The following is a 16,841-nucleotide window of genomic DNA, read 5'->3' as shown; positions in this document are numbered from 1 at the left end:
TGAAACCGGGATTAGAAGAAAAGTAAGAGTTAAAGAAAATATTTGTGTACCGGGAGAAAGAGGAACAAAGCGATTAAAGATAAATTGACAAATTCTCCAGTAAAATACAAAGAAGAAAAACGTTAATAAATATTCTGCTAACTTTACGTCCAGACCTTTCAAAGAGATCCCTCCTTCTCTATTAATTATAGAAGTATTCTCTTACGATCTTCAGGTTAAAATATAATTAAGGAATTTTAATGAAGGGAGAGATTAAGCGATTAAACCTGCACTATGGATCAGCATTATTGTGTTACTAGTCGGCTGCAGCAGTGAAAAACTAAGCGAGGCGGTAATTCATGAAGAAAAAACCGCTCCTAATGAATTATTGACAGAGGATTTAGTTGCTCATAAAGCGTTCAATCAAAACGAACTTGAAGAATTGTGGGAACACTATAACTTATCAGAAGCTCTCCCCCCTATAAAATGGAAAGAATCTTCATTATTGTTTATAGCTGCTTACGAATCAAGCAGCTGCCCCCATGCTATTATTAATGAAGAGTTTCGTACTGAGGAAAAAAAGATCCATTATCAAACCAAAGAGCATGAAGGGGACTGTACTATGGATGCCTCTCCTAAAACTATCGTCACGAAAATCCAACGATCAAAAGCAGATAATTTGTCTAAAGTACAGTTAGGTAACAAATTGGGCAAGATTCATACGGAGAAACTATACCATTAATTACAGCCATTTAGACGAGGGGGGCTGGTTTAACCGCTCTCTCGTACTCTCTTATCCTATAAACTAAGTGCCACCGTATCCTTGTTTAAAGGTGGATCATTTTTTGGAAATATCGTAACCTGGGACAGATTAAGGTTTTCTCAACCCGGGCTAGTTTCCTTTTTAAGTAATTTCACTGTTACTCGTAATTTCTATTTCCTGGAGAGCCTGAGTAGCAAGTCTATCGGCTTCACGATTCAATTTACGCGACACAAGCGTATATTCTGGCTGTATCCCCATCTCTTTTAACTTATCTTCAATCCGGTCTGCCCAATTTGATAATTCTTCCTCTAAACAGGGCCATTCTCCGTTAAGCTGATTAATGACTACCTGTGAATCGCCAATAATTATAACAGGCAGATGATGAACACCGAGCAGAACAAGCTCCTTTAATGCAAAGTGAAGAGCAGCATATTCAGCTTCGTTATTGGAATGCAGTTCATCTATCAGTGCATTTTTTCGTAAGCGGAATGATTTGCCGTTTTGGTCATAATAAACAGCACACCCTAAGCCGGAATGCTTCGTATCATGATCAAATCCGCCATCAAAGTATATTTTTATATTGTGAGGCTCTGTTTCAATCCCTTTCATGTACTGCCTTAATTCCTTTAATCTCCAGCTGCGGTTTGTTTCATCTGTAAAAGTGATTGACTTTGCCCTTCCTGTCTTCTCCAGGTCTTCAGCTAATAGGATTGCCTGTGCTGCAGGCATTAAATCTGAAACAAAGTTGGTTTCTGTACGTTTTGGTGTCTTATAGACCAGTTCAATTCTAACGTGCATTTAAGTCTGCCTCCATTATCGATAGTACTACAATTCTTCCCTGTATTGACTAAAACTATGTCTTGATCCCCTGCTGTACTGCCTCCTGTTCTACCCGATCCATGAATTGTTCAACAACGTCACGACTGCCTTTTTTGTTCGCAAACTTCAACATGGCTCTGCCTATGAAGTTTACCCCTTTATTCGTTCCTTCATATATAAATTTTGTTCGACTTTCATCAAGCTTTGTTAAATGATAAGAAACTGTGATCTCAAAAGCTTTTCCTATAATAAAGCTTACTTTTTTATACTTCTCATCATCCTTATTCTCATATGCCAGTGTATCAACAATATAGGTTTCAAGTCTTTTTCCTTCCCGATACGTTTGTCGGTGTTTTGCCCCAGGTTGCTCCTCGTTTTTTTCAATCAGAGTATGCTCCTCCACCTTTGGCATAATCCGTTTTATATTTTCATCTAAAAAAAGTTCCCATACATTCTCGATATTCGTTTCTATTACTCTTTCCTCCTGCCACTCAATCACTTTGCCTTCCTCCTTTTTCTGTTGTTATCGATTCTTGTGTTTCTACTGCGGGGATCAACATACGCAAATTGTTATGCATATGAATACCCATCCTTTAACGTCAGTGGTCACTTATCTCTATATAAGATAACTTCGCCTTTTCTCATGAAATCCCTTTGTATGTGGTTTATTTTTATCGTATTACAGACGTAGTTGACTTCCAAAATAATTGACAATTCAGCAGGGAATGCCTATACTTTAACACAGTTAAATAGTATGTGTAGCAACTATTTTTTAAAAGAGGGATGTATATGAATTTGGCCTTTCAGGACTATATAAGCATCAAGATACATAAAACCGATTTAAAGCTTACTGGATATATTAAATCCCAGCTGAAGCCATATAATCTGGCACCCGAACAGAACTTAATCATGATGCTTCTATGGGAAGAAAACGGGTTATCACAAAATCAGCTTGCCGCCCGCTTAAATAAAGATAAAACCAACATAGCTCGAATGGCTTCCAATCTAGAAAAAAAAGGTTTTATAATACGCAGCTCTTCTGCAACCGACCGACGGTCACTTAAGCTTTATCTAACTGATTCCGGAAAGAAGTTAAAAGAAGAAGTGCTGCCGGTAGCTGAAAAATTTAATGAAATTGTGTGTGAGGGGATATCATTAGAAGAGCTTAAACAGCTGGATACCCTTCTTACGAAAATGACTAATAACCTTGAAAATCAATATGAAGGAAAGGATGAGAACGATGACGAGTAAGTTTCAGCGTGAGATCAAAGACCAATGGGAAGTCCAGTATGAAGAGATGAGCTTCCCGGCCATTCAGAAAGGCTGGGTACTGCCTGCTGAGCGCTGGGACGAGTTCGACCCTTTCATACTTATGGCAGAAGACTGGTTCAAAAAGGGGACCTTCCCGGATCACCCTCACCGTGGCTTTCAAACGGTGACGTATGTGGTGGATGGCAGACTTGAACATATTGATAACGCGGGGGGCCGTGATATCTTAGAACCTGGAGACGTTCAGTATATGAATGCCGGCCGGGCTGCCCGTCATGCGGAAGATGGAGTGGGAGACGACATTGCGCACACTCTACAATTGTGGGTGAATTTACCAAAGAGTAAAAGGGATACAGAAACTATCTACCAGAATGTATATTCTGAAGATGCTCCAGCAGTATCCTTTGAGGGCGGATCGATAAAAATATTCTCTGGAGACGTTGCCGGTGTTCAAGGCCCCCTTCAATCAGTCGTACCCATCACGTTATGTGAACTCACATTAGCCAAAGGGGCGGAATACACACTTGAATTACCTGAAAACCATAATGCGTTCTTATACGTGTTAGCCGGCGACGTTGAAATTGCGGGTCACACTAACTTAAAGAAACATAGTGCGGCCACCCTCACCTATAACGAGGAAGGCAGTGATATAGAACAAAGTGAACTAGCAATTAGATCGAATAAACGTCAAACTAAACTTCTTGTATACTCCGGGGCACCCATTCGAGAGAAAATTGTACCGTACGGACCTTTTGTTATGAATACAATGGAAGAAATCAAACAGGCTTACCGTGATTTTCACAATGGAAAATTTGGCCCTCCTGCGATCTAATAACATACAGGATATTCCTTGTTATAAGTTTCCGGAAATTAAAAAGGTCCGCCATAAAAGGGGACCTTTTTAAGTAAATAGTTACTCTGCACTTTCCATATACTGCTTTTCTTCGGATTCCGTCAGTATTCCTGTAGCTTTCCCTACATTTCCTCCCTGCAGATTCCACATTTCGTTATGATCTTCATCTACGGTTGAAAAATCGGATTTCTGCCATTTCAACAGGATCCGCTCGTACGTATCTTTATGAGATGGGCTTGCTTCATCTAGAGCTGCAATTAACCAATTAACTCGTTCGTCAGTAATCCGGTAAAACCCCCATTTATCATCGGCTTCTACCTTTTGATGCGACATTTTATGGATGTATTCCTGAAATTCGGCATCTCGAAGATCCGCAGCTTCCGTAGTATCTCCGAACGGATTTAAATCTTCCCCCTCTCCATTCTCGAACTTTTCATCTGAAAGCTCACTCACTTCCTGAGTTTCAACTTCCTCTTCTTCGTTACTCTTCGTTTCCTCTTCGGCAGAATTAGCAGGGGTATCGTCCTTCATAATATCAAGAAAAATAATAACTCCAAAACCTATGATAAGTACTGAAATTAACCCGGCTAATATTCCAAAAATCCTTTTATACATACTTTACCTCCTTAAAGCCTCTAAGTACTATGTTATAGGTAGAAAGGACGTAATTCAAGTAAATAGAAATGCATCCAAATATTGGGGAATTTGGATGCATTCATAAAAATATTTAGCTGGAACCTAAGAATAATTCTCAGTGTTGGCGGAACCTTTGCTTTAGATCTTGAGGATCGTATGCCTTTCCTTTTCAGGTTTTTTCCGATTCAGAATGAAAAGGTTTTGTTATTCAACTGTTATGTTACTTATTATTTTTCTCAATTTTACTAATACCTAATTCTTTTCCTTCTTTATAGATAGATTTTATAAAACTGATCGTCATCAACAGCATGATAATAGAAAAAGGTAAAGCAGCAATAATCATAGTATTCTGCAGAGCTTGAAGCCCGCCCGTGTATAAAAGGGCTAATGCTGTTGCTGAAAGTAAAACTCCCCAGGTTAACTTAATAGTGGTGCCTGGCGTTTCTGAACCTCCAGTAGTCATCATTCCTAATACAAATGTGCCTGAGTCAGCAGAAGTGATAAAGAACGTACATATCAGAGTTATAGCGACAATGGATGAAACCATACTCAAAGGAAAATTGGAAAAAACTCCAAATAATGACTCTTCGGTTGCTAAAGAAGAAATATCCTCTATCCCGTTATGTTCCAGGGAGATTGCCGTTCCTCCAAAAGTGGCAAACCACAAGAAGCCTATAATGGAAGGCACGACTAATACAGTGAAGACAAATTCTCTAATACTTCGTCCTCTGGAGACTCTGGCTATAAATACACCGACAAACGGAGACCATGCAATCCACCACGCCCAGTAAAAGATAGTCCACTCATTTATCCAATCTCTTATTTTGTCATCCAAAGGAGCAATCCGAAAACTCATCGCAGGCAGATTTTGTAAATAACTGCCTATTGAATTTGTATACATATTTAATATAAACATCGTGGGCCCGACCACAAATATTAAGCCAAATAATAGAACAGCCAACACCATATTAGCATTGCTTAAAATCTTAATTCCCCTACCGAGTCCAGTCCATGCAGAAATCATAAATAGAACAGTAACGATGACAACGATAGTCAATTGCATAAGAAAATTATTGGGTATATTAAATAAGTAGGCCAGTCCTCCATTAATCTGCACAGCCCCAAATCCAAGAGTAGTGGCCACGCCTATCACAGTAGCAATGACAGCGAGCACGTCTATAACCTTTCCTGTTAAACCTTCAGCACTCTTACCTATGATAGGAGATAAGGTGGCACTAATCAGACCGGGTCTGCCATGTCTGAAGTTAAAGTAGGCCAGAACAAGGGCAACAATTCCATATATCGCCCAGGCATGAATACCCCAGTGAAAAAATGTGTAACGCAAAGCATCTTTGACAGCTTGATCAGTACCTGTTTCCCCCGTTGGAGAACTAACGGCATAATGACTGATTGGTTCAGCAGTTCCCCAGAATACAAGACCGATACCCATGCCCGCACTAAATAACATAGCAATCCAGGTAGGTCTGGAGAATTCGGGTTTTTCCCCCTGCTTCCCAAGCTTTATTTTTCCTAACGGTGTAATTAAGAAAACAAGGCAGACTAAAACAAATAAAGTGACAACGATTAAATAATACCAGCCCATTTTATCTGAAATGAAACCCTGGATAGTCGTCGTGGCGCTCTCTAATCCATCTGGCCAGGATACTCCAATAACAACGAGGACAAGCATAATGCTTGCTGATACTTTAAACACAGAAGTGAATTTGTTAAACATAAAACAAGGACCCCTCTCAGGATAAGTCTCTGAACGAATCTCGACTTTTTGTTATTATCCTGTAGAGTCCTTGAATTTATTCATCCTGAGATTTTGTCAGGCTGCTCCCTAAATATAGGCCACTTGCTGCAGCCTGAGACAAGGAATGAGTTTCTCCAGAGCAATCACCAACAAGATAAAGACCTGGAACTTGCGTCTCAAACTGCTCATTAGTATATAATTTTGGTTCATAAAACTTAGCGTCGATTCCATAAAGTAAAGTGTCCGGATCAATCTCCTCTTCCAGCAACCCTTCTAATGCTTCAAAAAAATCAAGTAAGGCTCTCGTGTACAATTCCGGGACTTCCTCATGTAAGCTGCCAAATTCCGCGTGAAGGGAAGGGGAGATTGGACTGGCAACCGGACGAATGGAGAACTTCTTCCTTGTTAAATCAGCTAATCTCTGGACCACAATTCGATTTCTGGCACGATTTATTCTCCCTATTATGGTTTCAGCTTCTTTCATTGCAGCACTATGGCTATCGAAATATTGAGGCACAAATAAAGTAAAATTTAAATTTTGACCCGGGATATCCTTCTCCCCTTTATTCTGGCCGTCAGGCATCACAAGTCCATTTTGAAACTTGCGGATAATCCGCCCTTTGGGATTCATGCAATAAGTAGTAGCAGTATAATCGCTGCCCTTTAGCATAAGTTTCGTTTCAAATGTATCACGTAGAATTGAATCAAGCTGGTTTCCTCTCATTTCTACGCGTAGACCCAGGTCAAGCCGTGTTTTACCTGGGTATAAACCTATTGAATGGCTTTGACGTTTTAACCATTGGCTTCCGCTTGTACCCGTCGCAAATACAATTTTTTCACTGGTGAAGGTTCCCTTATTCGTATAAATGGTAAACCCTGAGCGATTTTGAATAGAGTTCACATCGGCTTCGAACGTAAACGTGATAGTGCTTTTCATTGCTTCATACATATTTTGAAAGACTTCCTGTGCCAACTCTGTACCTAAATGACGAACCCGGGTGGAAAGAACTTGCAGCGAATGCCGGGCTGCTTTTTCAACAAGCGATTTATTTTCAGTATTATAAGGCTCTGCCTTACCGCCGCCGAACCGACAGAGAATATCATCTACTTCTTCCATGTACCTCAATGTTCCTTCATGGCCAATTTTCCGTCCCAGCTCTCCTCCAAAGTCATTCGTGTAATTGAACTTGCCTTCGGACTTTCCAAGACCAGCAAACCCTAAATATTTACTACAGCCTTCTTCACAAGTACAATTTCTGCCTTCATCAAGTCCGCAAACTCTTTCTTCGAGTTTCTTTCCCTTATCAATGATATGAATAGAAATCTCCTCGTCACTTTTCATTAATGAATAAGCGAGAAAAATACTGCTCACACCTGCTCCAATGATCGTTATGTTATACATAAAACTCTCCTGCATTATAAAATTTAAAGCGAGAAGATTTATTAAACCTTCGTGACCTTTGTTGGCCATTTACATAACCATAAAAAAGTTCTTGATACCGTAACCCCTGCTCAAATTCTTCCACATTTTCCTTTTAGCGAACGTTAATCATCATTTCCCTTATCCAAAAAATTCTTTTGAAAAACCGCCATCATAACAATATTATGCCAGCTTCCTTCTCTATAGATTTGATCTAATTGTTCCCCTTCGATTCTAAAACCCATTTTCTCATATAAAGAAATCGCTCGTTCATTAAATGAAAAAACTCTTAAATACACTTTATGGAGATTCAGTTCCATAAAGCTGTAATTGATCAGCAGCTGTAACGCTTCAGTACCATATCCACTTCCCCAGTACTCATGCTCACCAATATCAATGATGCATTCTGCGTTGCGGTTCTTATAATCAATATTAATTAATGAAGTCACACCAAGAGGCTTCTTGGATTGAATAAGTTCTATCAGGTAGCTTTTTGAAGAAGGGGACTCAAGGAGGTTCTCAATATATTCTTCAGTTTCTTTATATGTATACTTATCAAGTGAAGGGTTCGTAAACCTCATAACCTCATCATTATTTCTCCATCTATGATAAGTTTCAGTATCTGCTGAAGTTAACTTTCTTAGTTTTATCCGCTCACCTTTAAACATCTTCCTCATCCTTTCAATAGGGACTGTTTCCCTGATCACTCTGTGTTTTCTATATTAGATTTGGTAAAAGCATGCCGTTAATGCCTGTCGTTAACCTGAATTCTATTCCTGGATTAGTGCAGCACCTTGCTCTCTTTATTTATTCTATCGTATCACAAGCATCATAGTTTATTTGCCCATTTACAAATAAAAAAACTGGTCTAAACATTTTGTTAAACCAGTTTTAATGATTAATTATTTTCAATAATTGAGAATTCATAATCAGCCGCCCATCTGTTTTCATTTTTCACACGAATGGCAAACGCCTCTGCCTCCTCGAACCTGCTGAAAGTAAGCTCCTCATTATTTTTAGCAAATTCAATAATCGTCTCATTCGCATCCTTTGCAATAAGTTTATAAGTCATATTATCTCCCTTTTACTAAATAATTTCATATTCCAATTTTGGATTCGGACTTGCCTTATATATCGGCCATCCTTCCAGACTAGAGTTTATGAACTTTTTTCCATTAAAAAAGCCGAAAAGGATCCTGATATCTCCTCTTCGGCTTATGTCCAGCTCTATTGTCCAGTTCATTTCCACCGTTACTTCTTATTCGGTTTTAAAATTAATATAATGTAACTCTTGTCTAAAGCAAAATCCCAATCCACGAAAATGTCCTGAATTTTTGTTTCAAGAATGGCTTCGAACACAGACGGATCTAATAACCTTTTCTCCAACTGCCTTTTACTTAATCGTAACTGTTCGCTAAACCCCGAATTAATTAATTCTTTTTCAATTCTCACGAGAATTCCTTTACGATCCACAACCAATGTGCGTGAATTTAAAAGCAGGGAATCCACACGTTCTGGAACCTTCTCAGCTTGTTCACTTACCTTAATAATCTCATCGTGAACTTTATCTTTTTTTGGATAGTCAGCTAAGGATAGAAAATCTTCCTCTTTCCTATCTTCCTTAACCACCCCGACAAGGATCCCGGAGCGGTTATTCAACGACCAGTCGTAATAAATATTTTCAACATTAATATCTGCGGTTACGCGAAGTGTCGCTTTAATCTCCGGGATTAATTCCTTCATTAAAAGATCCCTTGTCTCTTCAACTTTCATAATGTTTTTTTGACCAACTAAGACTTTTTCCATGGGCGCTAGAAAATCACTTAAATAGATCGTAATAAAGGGATGTTCAATCGACACATAAACTGACGAGGGTCCTTTCCCGAAATTATCCCGGAACAGTTTCCCTGTATAACTGGCTACTTCTGCTTGTACTGAATTTTTTTCCATAGATATTCATCCTTTATACCGGTTCCTGAGGCCGCCGGGTAGTTCATGAATTTTTCCACTAATCTATAGATGCTAAACTTTATTGCTTCAAATCTTTAATTAATTCTTCACACAGTAAAGCGTTAGCTAAGCAAATCTCGATGATTTCATCGAGATCATTATCTTCTTCCATGTCCTGCAATTCCCGTACACAATCATGGCATATCCGAGCACAAGCCTCACAAATTTCCAAAACGATTGGTGATTCCTGTTCAACCATATTCTTAGCATGATGATAGGCTTCCATACTCTTTTTAGCATAATGAATGCCAGTTAACCCAAATAAAGACTTGTCAAATGTTGATTTATTAATCTCTTTCATCCAGTTTTCCTCCTGCACACAACTATCTTCAAAATTTTTACAATAAAAAAAGCCAAAAAAGGAGCAATCTCTTGTCCTTTTTTGGCTTATGTCCGGCTCTATTGTCCAGCTCATTCTTACCAAATAATATTTAATTTAGAATTCATTTGATTTATTATTACTTCTTATTTAGGGAAAAAGTGTTCTTCCTTTTTCCTACAATCATTGTAACGTTTATTACTCCACATGAAAAGGGGAATTTATTGTTTGATTAAGGCACGACCACACAGCTCAAACAATAGAAGCATACTACACCTTTACGAGGATCCGCAAAAAAGAAAAATATTGAACTGACTCACACACATATTAAAAATTGAATTTTCAACTCTTTTTTGGTACCAGGTACACCAAAGGAACTTTGGTGTACCTGGTACCAAATAACTCATATTCCCTCAATGTTGCGTTTATATCGAAGTGAGCAATAATTATCTTCTTCACTGTTGCCAAAGGATGGCTTTTCGTATTGGAGGTGAAAGCCTCTTGCTTCATAAAAAGGAATTCCTTTTTGGTTTCCTTTCAGTACGGAAACCCATTGCTCTATTGCTCCAAACGATTTCTGCTGTTTAGTCACGGCCTCCAGTAACTTTGACCCGATTCCTTCATTTCTTCGATCCGGGTCCAAATAAAGCACATACAGTTCAGCTTCATTATCACTGATCATTCCCCCTCCTGCCGCTCCAACTACACGGTCACTATCTAAAGCCACAAAGTACCCTCCCCAATCTTTCGTCGAGGTCAACACTTCTTTATGTATTCTTTCTTCGTTATAAAACTCACGTATCACCTTTTCAATGTAACCTTCTTTACATAAATCTTTATATGTAGTTCTGTTAGCGTCAATGCATACTCTTTTAATTCCCTTTACGTGTGATGAAGCTGCCAATTGAACAGTAATCATTTATTACCCTCCTAATTCGTAAAAGCCACCGTTAAAAATGCTAATATAAATATGACCACGAAGCCGACCAGCATTTTTATAAAACCTCGTTTTGTAATTGAAGACCCCTTTATGTCATCCTTCGCCCATAAATAGATTCCAAGAAAGCCCGCTATAACTATAACAGGAAAAAACCACATCCTATTTCACTCCTCTAAAATTTCAACCTTCCATAACTCTCCGATAAGAAAAATGGTAAATTGTTAAACTGAATACAGCAACCAGGCTCAGCCACATAACTAGAGTGCTTTGAAACATTAAGCCAATAATAAATGGTATAAGTAAGGAAGCAGCATATCCTGTTGTCTTCTTTTTATTAAACGCTTGACCGGCTGTCCATACAGTTACAAAAAGAGTTCCTATGACTGCAATAAATCCAAGAATAAATCCTGTTTTCATGCTTCCGCCTCCTTGTCACACAGGTTATTTTACAAAAGCTTCCCCCGAAGAACTTTCGTCTTTTTTCCAATAGGACAGCACCCCGTTACTGGCAATTTTCGACCGGCTCGGTGCTTGAAAAATAATAATAGCTGAGTTTAATAGATCTACAGAAGAAGCAGCCGCGTTGATGATTACCAATATTGCCACGCCCGTGGTTAAAAGGTTGAACATCCCTAAAACAAACGGCGCAGCGATAGATAAAATAAAGAAAGGTGCAAATGATATTAATAGAAACCTTCCTTTCGATATCAGCTGCCTCGTATAAACGAATCCCGCAAGCCAGTGTACTCCGATAAAGGTTTCCCTGGATTTTAAAAAATTCGGCACAAATATAAGATGAATTAATTCATGTACAATAAGCAGAAGAACAAGGTAAATCAGACTCATTAAATTGATCGTAATGGTAAAAGTCTGCTCCGGCAACTGCCCTGGGGTTACCCGGGTTGCTAAATACATTACTCCGATAGCAATCGCAACATTTAAAATCATGAAGGGGACGGATAACAAAATAGCTGTTGTTAACTTTTTTGGTTCTTTAAACGGAGTCCATCCTTCATTGACTAGACTTTTATGCAACTGCTCATTAAAAACAGGCAGCTGTGTTGTGAATTTCATAAATCAATTCCTCCCCATCCTTCCTATACTTTCGGTTAATTCTAAGGCTGCGTTATTCAAGATTTAGATTCCTTCTTTCAAAACGTTTCTGTAGCTTCAGAGGTTTCAATATATTCCAGCATTCTTTTACTTTTTGACCAACTCTATCCCCACCATTTCCCAGGCAATAATATTGTTTACCTTCCGCATTACGAAGATAATTTCTCCATTATTTAAGGTCTCTTAGTTTAGCACAGGATAATAGCGGAAAAATGTTTCAGTTCACAACAAACCCGAACTATCATTCAAATTTTCCTCAGAAAATTCAAGATAGTCCGGGTTATTAGTATAGTCACAATTATGGTTCGACTTTAACACTGGAGATTATAAGTTTGTTACGGCTTTCTTTATTTCATTATTTAGTCCCCGCAGCCGTTCTCTGGACTTGAATATTATTAGACTGAGCCGGGTTCTTTTTTATAAAAAAGGATAACCCAAGACCAATTAATGCTGTAATCCCAGCAACAATAAAGGATACATTGACTCCATGAATCATCCCTTCCACTCCTTCGTCAGGGATAGCCCCATTAGCCATAACCGTAACAAGTAATGCTGTACCGACGGCTCCTGATACTTGACGCATCGTATTGTTCATAGCCGTACCGTGAGGAATCAGGTGTGTTGGCAGTTGATTTAACCCTGCTGTAGTCACCGGCATCATAACCATTGCCACTCCAAACATTCTTACCGCATTAACAACGGCCAAATAAGTGAACGTTGTATCTGAGGTAAGGTTCGTGAACATAAACGTAGTAATCGTTACAACAATGAGTCCGCTGATAGCAAGCCACCGGGCCCCAAACTTATCAAACAGACGTCCTGTAATCGGGTTCATGAAGCCCATAACCAATGCTCCGGGAAGCAACATTAAGCCTGATTCGAGCGCTGTAAAGCCAAGCATGTTTTGCATCAGAAGCGGAAGGACAGTCGCACCGCCAATAAGAGCAATGAACATGACCATACCAAGCACTGTGGTCAGTGTAAATACCTTAATTTTAAATACCCTGAATTCCAATATGGGTTGTTTAAGCTTGAATTGCCGTAAAATAAACCAGGTAAGAGCCACGGCTCCAACAAACATAGAGATCATGACCTGCTCGTCTCCCCAGCCTTTATTTCCAGCAGTACTAAAACCATACAGTAATCCGCCAAATCCCAGGGAGGATAGAATAATAGATAATATATCTACTTTAGGAAAAGTTTGTTTCGTAACATTTTTAAGAATAAAGTAAGCCACAATGAAGTCAATAATCACAACAGGCAATATGACATAAAACAGACTCCGCCACGGAAACTGTTCCACGAGCCATCCGGAAAGGGTTGGTCCGATAGCTGGTGCGAAAGAGATCACTAACCCAAACATTCCCATGGCTGACCCTCTCTTTTCAATTGGATAGACCATCATAAGAATCGTCTGCATAAGCGGCATAATAATACCTGCCCCTGAAGCTTGCGTAATTCGTCCTACCATTAAAATGGAGAAATTGGGAGCTATTGCGCAAATAACTGTCCCTGCCGCAAACAGACCCATCGCAGTCAGAAATAACGACCTCGTAGTAAATCGTTCAATCAAAAACGCTGTAATAGGAATCATAATTCCGTTTACCAGCATAAATATGGAGGTGAGCCATTGTGCTGTGCTGGCTTCTAAACTTAGGTCCCTCATAATATGAGGTAAAGCAGTCGCCAGCAACGTCTGATTTAAAATAGCGGCAAAGGCCCCGGAAATTAGGACAAGCATTAAAGGTCCACGGTTAATTTCTTCTTCTGAATTGGTTGGTTTCTGTTGTTCACCCATTTTAATCCTTCTTTCCAAGGTGTAGTTTCAAATTCTTTATCACAACAAGAAATCATACCATATTATTTCGTAATCCGAAAGAATTTTGTTTAGGTTCCTAAGTAAATTATTTGTACAATCTAATTTTTTGATTAAGAGGCAAGTTAAACGTACACTGAAATTAGTTACTTAAAGAGAAAGGAAGGGTCCAAAATGGGACAAGAAGTGAAAGGTAAGACCGCATATATTACCGGGGCCGGCAGAGGAATTGGTCGTGCAGCAGCTCTAGAGCTGGCTCGAGAAGGAGTGCACGTTGGACTGATTGCCCGGACAGAAAGTCGATTGAAAGAAGTAGCTGCAGAAGCAAAGAGTCTCGGCGTGAATGTAAGCTACGCAATAGCTGACATATCGGTAATGGATGAAGTAACTAAAGCAGTCGCTGATCTAAAAAGTGACCTGGGTGCTGCAGATATTTTAATCAACAACGCTGCTATCAGTTCCCGGGGAGCTTTTTTGGAGATAGAACCTGAAGATTGGAAGAAAACATTTGAAGTCAACGTATTTGGCACCTACCACGTAACACGTGCCGTACTGCCTGACCTGATTGAGAAAGATAAAGGCGATATTATCAACATTTCTTCAAGTAACGGTCTAAAAGGAACTGCAGGGTCTACGGCCTACAGTGGTTCTAAGTTCGCTATTCAAGGTATGACCGAAGCACTCATGCAGGAGGTACGTCATAATAATATTAGAGTTTTTACGATGAACCCTAGTTTAGTAGCTACTGAGCTTGCATTTGGTGATAAGCTTGACGAGCAGGATAAAGAAAAATTTATGCAGCCTGAAGATTTAGCAGAATACATGGTTTCTCAGTTGAAGCTGCATCAAAGAATTTTTATAAAAACATCTCTCCAGTGGGCCACAAACCCGTTTTAATTTTAATGGTACCAGGACACTATGCACCTGGTACCATCTTTAGAGAGATTTAAAAACTTACGCAAAAAGGTTGAATTTTTTCATCGAGACAGTACTCCACACGCTGACGAAAGTTTCCCCATGTAATCATCTTCAAAGCTTCTTCAATCGGAAAAAAACCGACTTCAAGAGCTTCTGACGTAGTCTTAAGTTGTCCTCCCGAAGGTCTGCCTACAAATAAATGATTACAAATGGAATGATTCACATTTTGAAAGACCCCGCAATAGCGAGTAATCTCAATGTCCAAACCGCACTCTTCCTTTGTTTCCCGTATGGCCGCTTCTTTTAAAGGTTCTCCTTCTTCAACTTGTCCTCCCGGCATTTCCCATCCTCTTTTCGGCCCTTTGATTAATAACATAGTATTGGTTTCGTCCATAACTACTGTAGCGGCTGATACTATATGCTTGGGCGGTTTCAAATCAGTATTCTCCTTTTATTCATATTATTAGTGTTATAACAGCGACATCACGTAATTTTTTTTAATCACCGTACACCTTTAATTTTATTCAAGCCATATCATAACTCCAATGAACGTCACAAAAAATAATATCATTTCAGCAAACGATACTTTAAAATTTTGCCGATTGGCAGCAAATTTCCACTCTACATAAGTGGTAAAACCTATTTGAATGATTGCAAATAACATAGACACAATGAGGGTTACAGAAGAATGGGGATAAAAAATAATAGAGGCAGTAATAAGAAAGAAGAAAAAATTGGCTCTTATTATCCAATCACCTTTTTTATGAAATTCATTAATATGTTCGTTCAAAAACCACTTCTTTTTATCCGCCCCCATTCTATAACGTAAAATGGCCGGAATGCCAATTAATAGGAATGCTGCCGCCACAATAAAGGGAAAGAATTCATTCCAAAATCCTTCCTGTATTCCGTAAGGACCCAAAGATATCAACTCCAGTTATTCATTTCTTACTTGTTATACGACCACCTCTCCGACTGAGTTTCAAAAAATATTAGTGGTTGGCATAGTATTCGCCACCTTAAGTGGATATAAAAAGCTCGAGAACTCTTCAAGAGATCTCGAGCTTTTTTAGAAAGCGGGGAAGTTTTATTAAGCTTAACTATGACTGAAAGATTTAGCTCCTTCACGAACAGCGATAAATTCCGGACGCTCTTTTCCACCTGAGAATGGTTTTACAAGCTGGTTTTCAACGCTATTGTAAACCATGAACAGATTGTTTCGGCTGTATGGGGTTATATTCCCGTTAGATCCATGCATAGTATTACTTTCAAATAAAGTAATAGAACCCGCTTTTCCGGTCGGAACTGAGATACCGCCGCCTTTTTCTGCGAGCCAACGCAAGCTGTCATTATCAGGTACACCAAGCTTTTGTTTCTTCAAGGATTCTTTATAGTTATCATCTGGAGTTTCACCTATGCAACTAACATAATAGTTGTGGGACCCCGGTATGAGCATCAAAGGCCCGTTAAATGTGTAGTTATCAGATAGGGCGATGGACAAGCTTACTGCTCTCATACGCGGCATGCCGTCTTCTACGTGCCACGTTTCGAAATCTGAATGCCAGTCGAATTCTTTTCCTGTAAAGCCTGGTTTGTAATTAATACGGGATTGATGGATATAAACGTCACTTCCAAGTAAATGATTTACTATGTCTAATATACGCTGATCGTTAGCTACGTCTTTGAAGTAATTATCATCCTCATGCACATGGAAAATGGAACGAATTTCATCACTTTGTGGTTCACGGATTACTTTATCAGAAAAAGTATCCCGACTGTCGTCCTGCAGCTCAAAGATCCCTTTTTGCATTTGTGAAACCTCTTCTTCAGAGAAGAAATTTTCAATTTGAAGGAAACCATTTGATTCATAAAAATCAAGCTGATCCTTAGAAATCGGTGCTTCATTATCTTTTGAGCGGTCTGTATGAATGACAGGATCCTGTCTTTCCAAAATTTCGGGTTTGTTATTTTGTCTCGAAGGATAAAGGTCTTTCATTTCTAAACACTCCTTACTATTTGATAAAGATTTTTTCCTAAATTGAATCCCTTTTCTATGCTGTTCCAAAGCCAAAAACTTCCCCTCGTACGCTACTTCTTCCCACTGTGTTTATGCTTAAACTACTATTTTACGAAAATTTAAATAAATTTCGATAAAATTAGATAGAAGAAGATAAAAGGAGATATAAGGCTCTATTTTCTCCTCATTTCTATAAAGCGCTTCTCATCACTT

Annotated in this window: 21 protein-coding genes; 4 read left to right on the top strand and 17 right to left on the bottom strand. The window is 39.0% G+C overall.

Going from position 1 to position 16,841, the window contains the following annotated elements:
• Positions 1-289: 289 nt before the first annotated feature.
• On the top strand, positions 290-721 hold the full coding sequence (locus C1A12_RS09275; protein ID WP_101843596.1) for a hypothetical protein: 432 nt from the start codon (positions 290-292) through the stop codon (positions 719-721).
• 162 nt (positions 722-883) lie between these two features.
• Here the strand turns inward: C1A12_RS09275 and C1A12_RS09270 are convergent, their stop codons facing one another.
• Together C1A12_RS09270 and C1A12_RS09265 are read right to left on the bottom strand one after the other, a co-directional pair.
• A complete protein-coding gene (locus C1A12_RS09270; protein WP_101843595.1) occupies positions 884-1,540 on the bottom strand; it encodes a ribonuclease H family protein in 657 nt (218 codons plus the stop codon).
• Between the two features lie 55 nt (positions 1,541-1,595).
• Complete coding sequence (locus C1A12_RS09265) at positions 1,596-2,060, bottom strand: SRPBCC family protein (RefSeq protein WP_101843594.1); 465 nt, start codon at positions 2,058-2,060, stop codon at positions 1,596-1,598.
• Between the two features lie 290 nt (positions 2,061-2,350).
• On the opposite strand from C1A12_RS09265, the gene C1A12_RS09260 reads away from it, so the two are divergent.
• Both C1A12_RS09260 and C1A12_RS09255 read left to right on the top strand, forming a co-directional pair.
• A complete protein-coding gene (locus C1A12_RS09260; RefSeq protein WP_101843593.1) occupies positions 2,351-2,812 on the top strand; it encodes a MarR family winged helix-turn-helix transcriptional regulator in 462 nt (153 codons plus the stop codon).
• On the top strand, positions 2,793-3,662 hold the full coding sequence (locus tag C1A12_RS09255) for a pirin family protein (protein ID WP_373420434.1): 870 nt from the start codon (positions 2,793-2,795) through the stop codon (positions 3,660-3,662). Before C1A12_RS09260 ends, C1A12_RS09255 begins: the two co-directional genes overlap by 20 nt.
• Before the next feature lie 81 nt (positions 3,663-3,743).
• Here C1A12_RS09255 and C1A12_RS09250 read toward each other — a convergent pair whose 3' ends face one another.
• From C1A12_RS09250 to C1A12_RS09200, 12 genes are all read right to left on the bottom strand, one after another.
• A complete protein-coding gene (locus tag C1A12_RS09250; RefSeq protein ID WP_101843591.1) occupies positions 3,744-4,298 on the bottom strand; it encodes a DUF6241 domain-containing protein in 555 nt (184 codons plus the stop codon).
• A 241-nt stretch (positions 4,299-4,539) separates the two neighbouring features.
• Entirely contained in the window at positions 4,540-6,054 is a 1,515-nt protein-coding gene (locus C1A12_RS09245) for a BCCT family transporter (protein ID WP_101843590.1), read from the bottom strand.
• A 76-nt stretch (positions 6,055-6,130) separates the two neighbouring features.
• The gene (locus C1A12_RS09240; protein ID WP_101843589.1) at positions 6,131-7,477 is read right to left on the bottom strand and encodes an NAD(FAD)-utilizing dehydrogenase; all 1,347 of its coding nucleotides are present in this window, start codon (positions 7,475-7,477) and stop codon (positions 6,131-6,133) included.
• 143 nt (positions 7,478-7,620) lie between these two features.
• Positions 7,621-8,163 carry a GNAT family N-acetyltransferase gene (locus C1A12_RS09235; protein WP_101843588.1) on the bottom strand — a complete coding sequence of 181 codons (543 nt, stop codon included), beginning with the start codon at positions 8,161-8,163 and terminating at the stop codon, positions 7,621-7,623.
• A gap of 230 nt (positions 8,164-8,393) precedes the next feature.
• Positions 8,394-8,567, bottom strand: coding sequence for a hypothetical protein (locus C1A12_RS21090; protein WP_159462174.1), 174 nt, complete (start codon positions 8,565-8,567; stop codon positions 8,394-8,396).
• A gap of 179 nt (positions 8,568-8,746) precedes the next feature.
• A complete protein-coding gene (locus tag C1A12_RS09230; RefSeq protein WP_101843587.1) occupies positions 8,747-9,445 on the bottom strand; it encodes a DUF2294 domain-containing protein in 699 nt (232 codons plus the stop codon).
• A 79-nt stretch (positions 9,446-9,524) separates the two neighbouring features.
• The gene (locus tag C1A12_RS09225; RefSeq protein WP_101843586.1) at positions 9,525-9,806 is read right to left on the bottom strand and encodes a hypothetical protein; all 282 of its coding nucleotides are present in this window, start codon (positions 9,804-9,806) and stop codon (positions 9,525-9,527) included.
• Between the two features lie 421 nt (positions 9,807-10,227).
• Positions 10,228-10,743 carry a GNAT family N-acetyltransferase gene (locus tag C1A12_RS09220; RefSeq protein WP_101843585.1) on the bottom strand — a complete coding sequence of 172 codons (516 nt, stop codon included), beginning with the start codon at positions 10,741-10,743 and terminating at the stop codon, positions 10,228-10,230.
• 11 nt (positions 10,744-10,754) lie between these two features.
• A complete protein-coding gene (locus C1A12_RS09215; RefSeq protein WP_101843584.1) occupies positions 10,755-10,922 on the bottom strand; it encodes a DUF3976 domain-containing protein in 168 nt (55 codons plus the stop codon).
• A gap of 22 nt (positions 10,923-10,944) precedes the next feature.
• Positions 10,945-11,181, bottom strand: coding sequence for a hypothetical protein (locus C1A12_RS09210; protein ID WP_101843583.1), 237 nt, complete (start codon positions 11,179-11,181; stop codon positions 10,945-10,947).
• Between the two features lie 24 nt (positions 11,182-11,205).
• On the bottom strand, positions 11,206-11,838 hold the full coding sequence (locus tag C1A12_RS09205; RefSeq protein ID WP_101843582.1) for a DUF3267 domain-containing protein: 633 nt from the start codon (positions 11,836-11,838) through the stop codon (positions 11,206-11,208).
• A 394-nt stretch (positions 11,839-12,232) separates the two neighbouring features.
• Positions 12,233-13,675: an MDR family MFS transporter gene (locus C1A12_RS09200; protein ID WP_101843581.1), complete on the bottom strand. Its 1,443-nt coding sequence runs from the start codon at positions 13,673-13,675 to the stop codon at positions 12,233-12,235.
• A gap of 192 nt (positions 13,676-13,867) precedes the next feature.
• Here C1A12_RS09200 and C1A12_RS09195 point away from each other — a divergent pair, with 192 nt between their 5' ends.
• Entirely contained in the window at positions 13,868-14,590 is a 723-nt protein-coding gene (locus tag C1A12_RS09195) for a 3-ketoacyl-ACP reductase (protein ID WP_101843580.1), read from the top strand.
• A gap of 49 nt (positions 14,591-14,639) precedes the next feature.
• Here the strand turns inward: C1A12_RS09195 and C1A12_RS09190 are convergent, their stop codons facing one another.
• From C1A12_RS09190 to thpD, 3 genes are all read right to left on the bottom strand, one after another.
• Entirely contained in the window at positions 14,640-15,047 is a 408-nt protein-coding gene (locus C1A12_RS09190; RefSeq protein WP_101843579.1) for an NUDIX hydrolase, read from the bottom strand.
• Positions 15,048-15,131: 84 nt separating this feature from the next.
• On the bottom strand, positions 15,132-15,533 hold the full coding sequence (locus C1A12_RS09185) for a DUF4181 domain-containing protein (RefSeq protein WP_101843578.1): 402 nt from the start codon (positions 15,531-15,533) through the stop codon (positions 15,132-15,134).
• Between the two features lie 174 nt (positions 15,534-15,707).
• Positions 15,708-16,607, bottom strand: a complete 900-nt coding sequence (gene thpD / locus C1A12_RS09180) for an ectoine hydroxylase (protein WP_101843577.1) — start codon at positions 16,605-16,607, stop codon at positions 15,708-15,710.
• Between the last annotated feature and the right edge of the window lie 234 nt (positions 16,608-16,841).

It is taken from the genome of Halobacillus sp. Marseille-P3879, assembly GCF_900240285.1.
GTDB lineage: Bacteria > Bacillota > Bacilli > Bacillales > Halobacillaceae > Halobacillus_A.
Note: the sequence above shows the minus strand (reverse complement) of the source record. Positions and strands in the feature narration are given on the sequence as shown.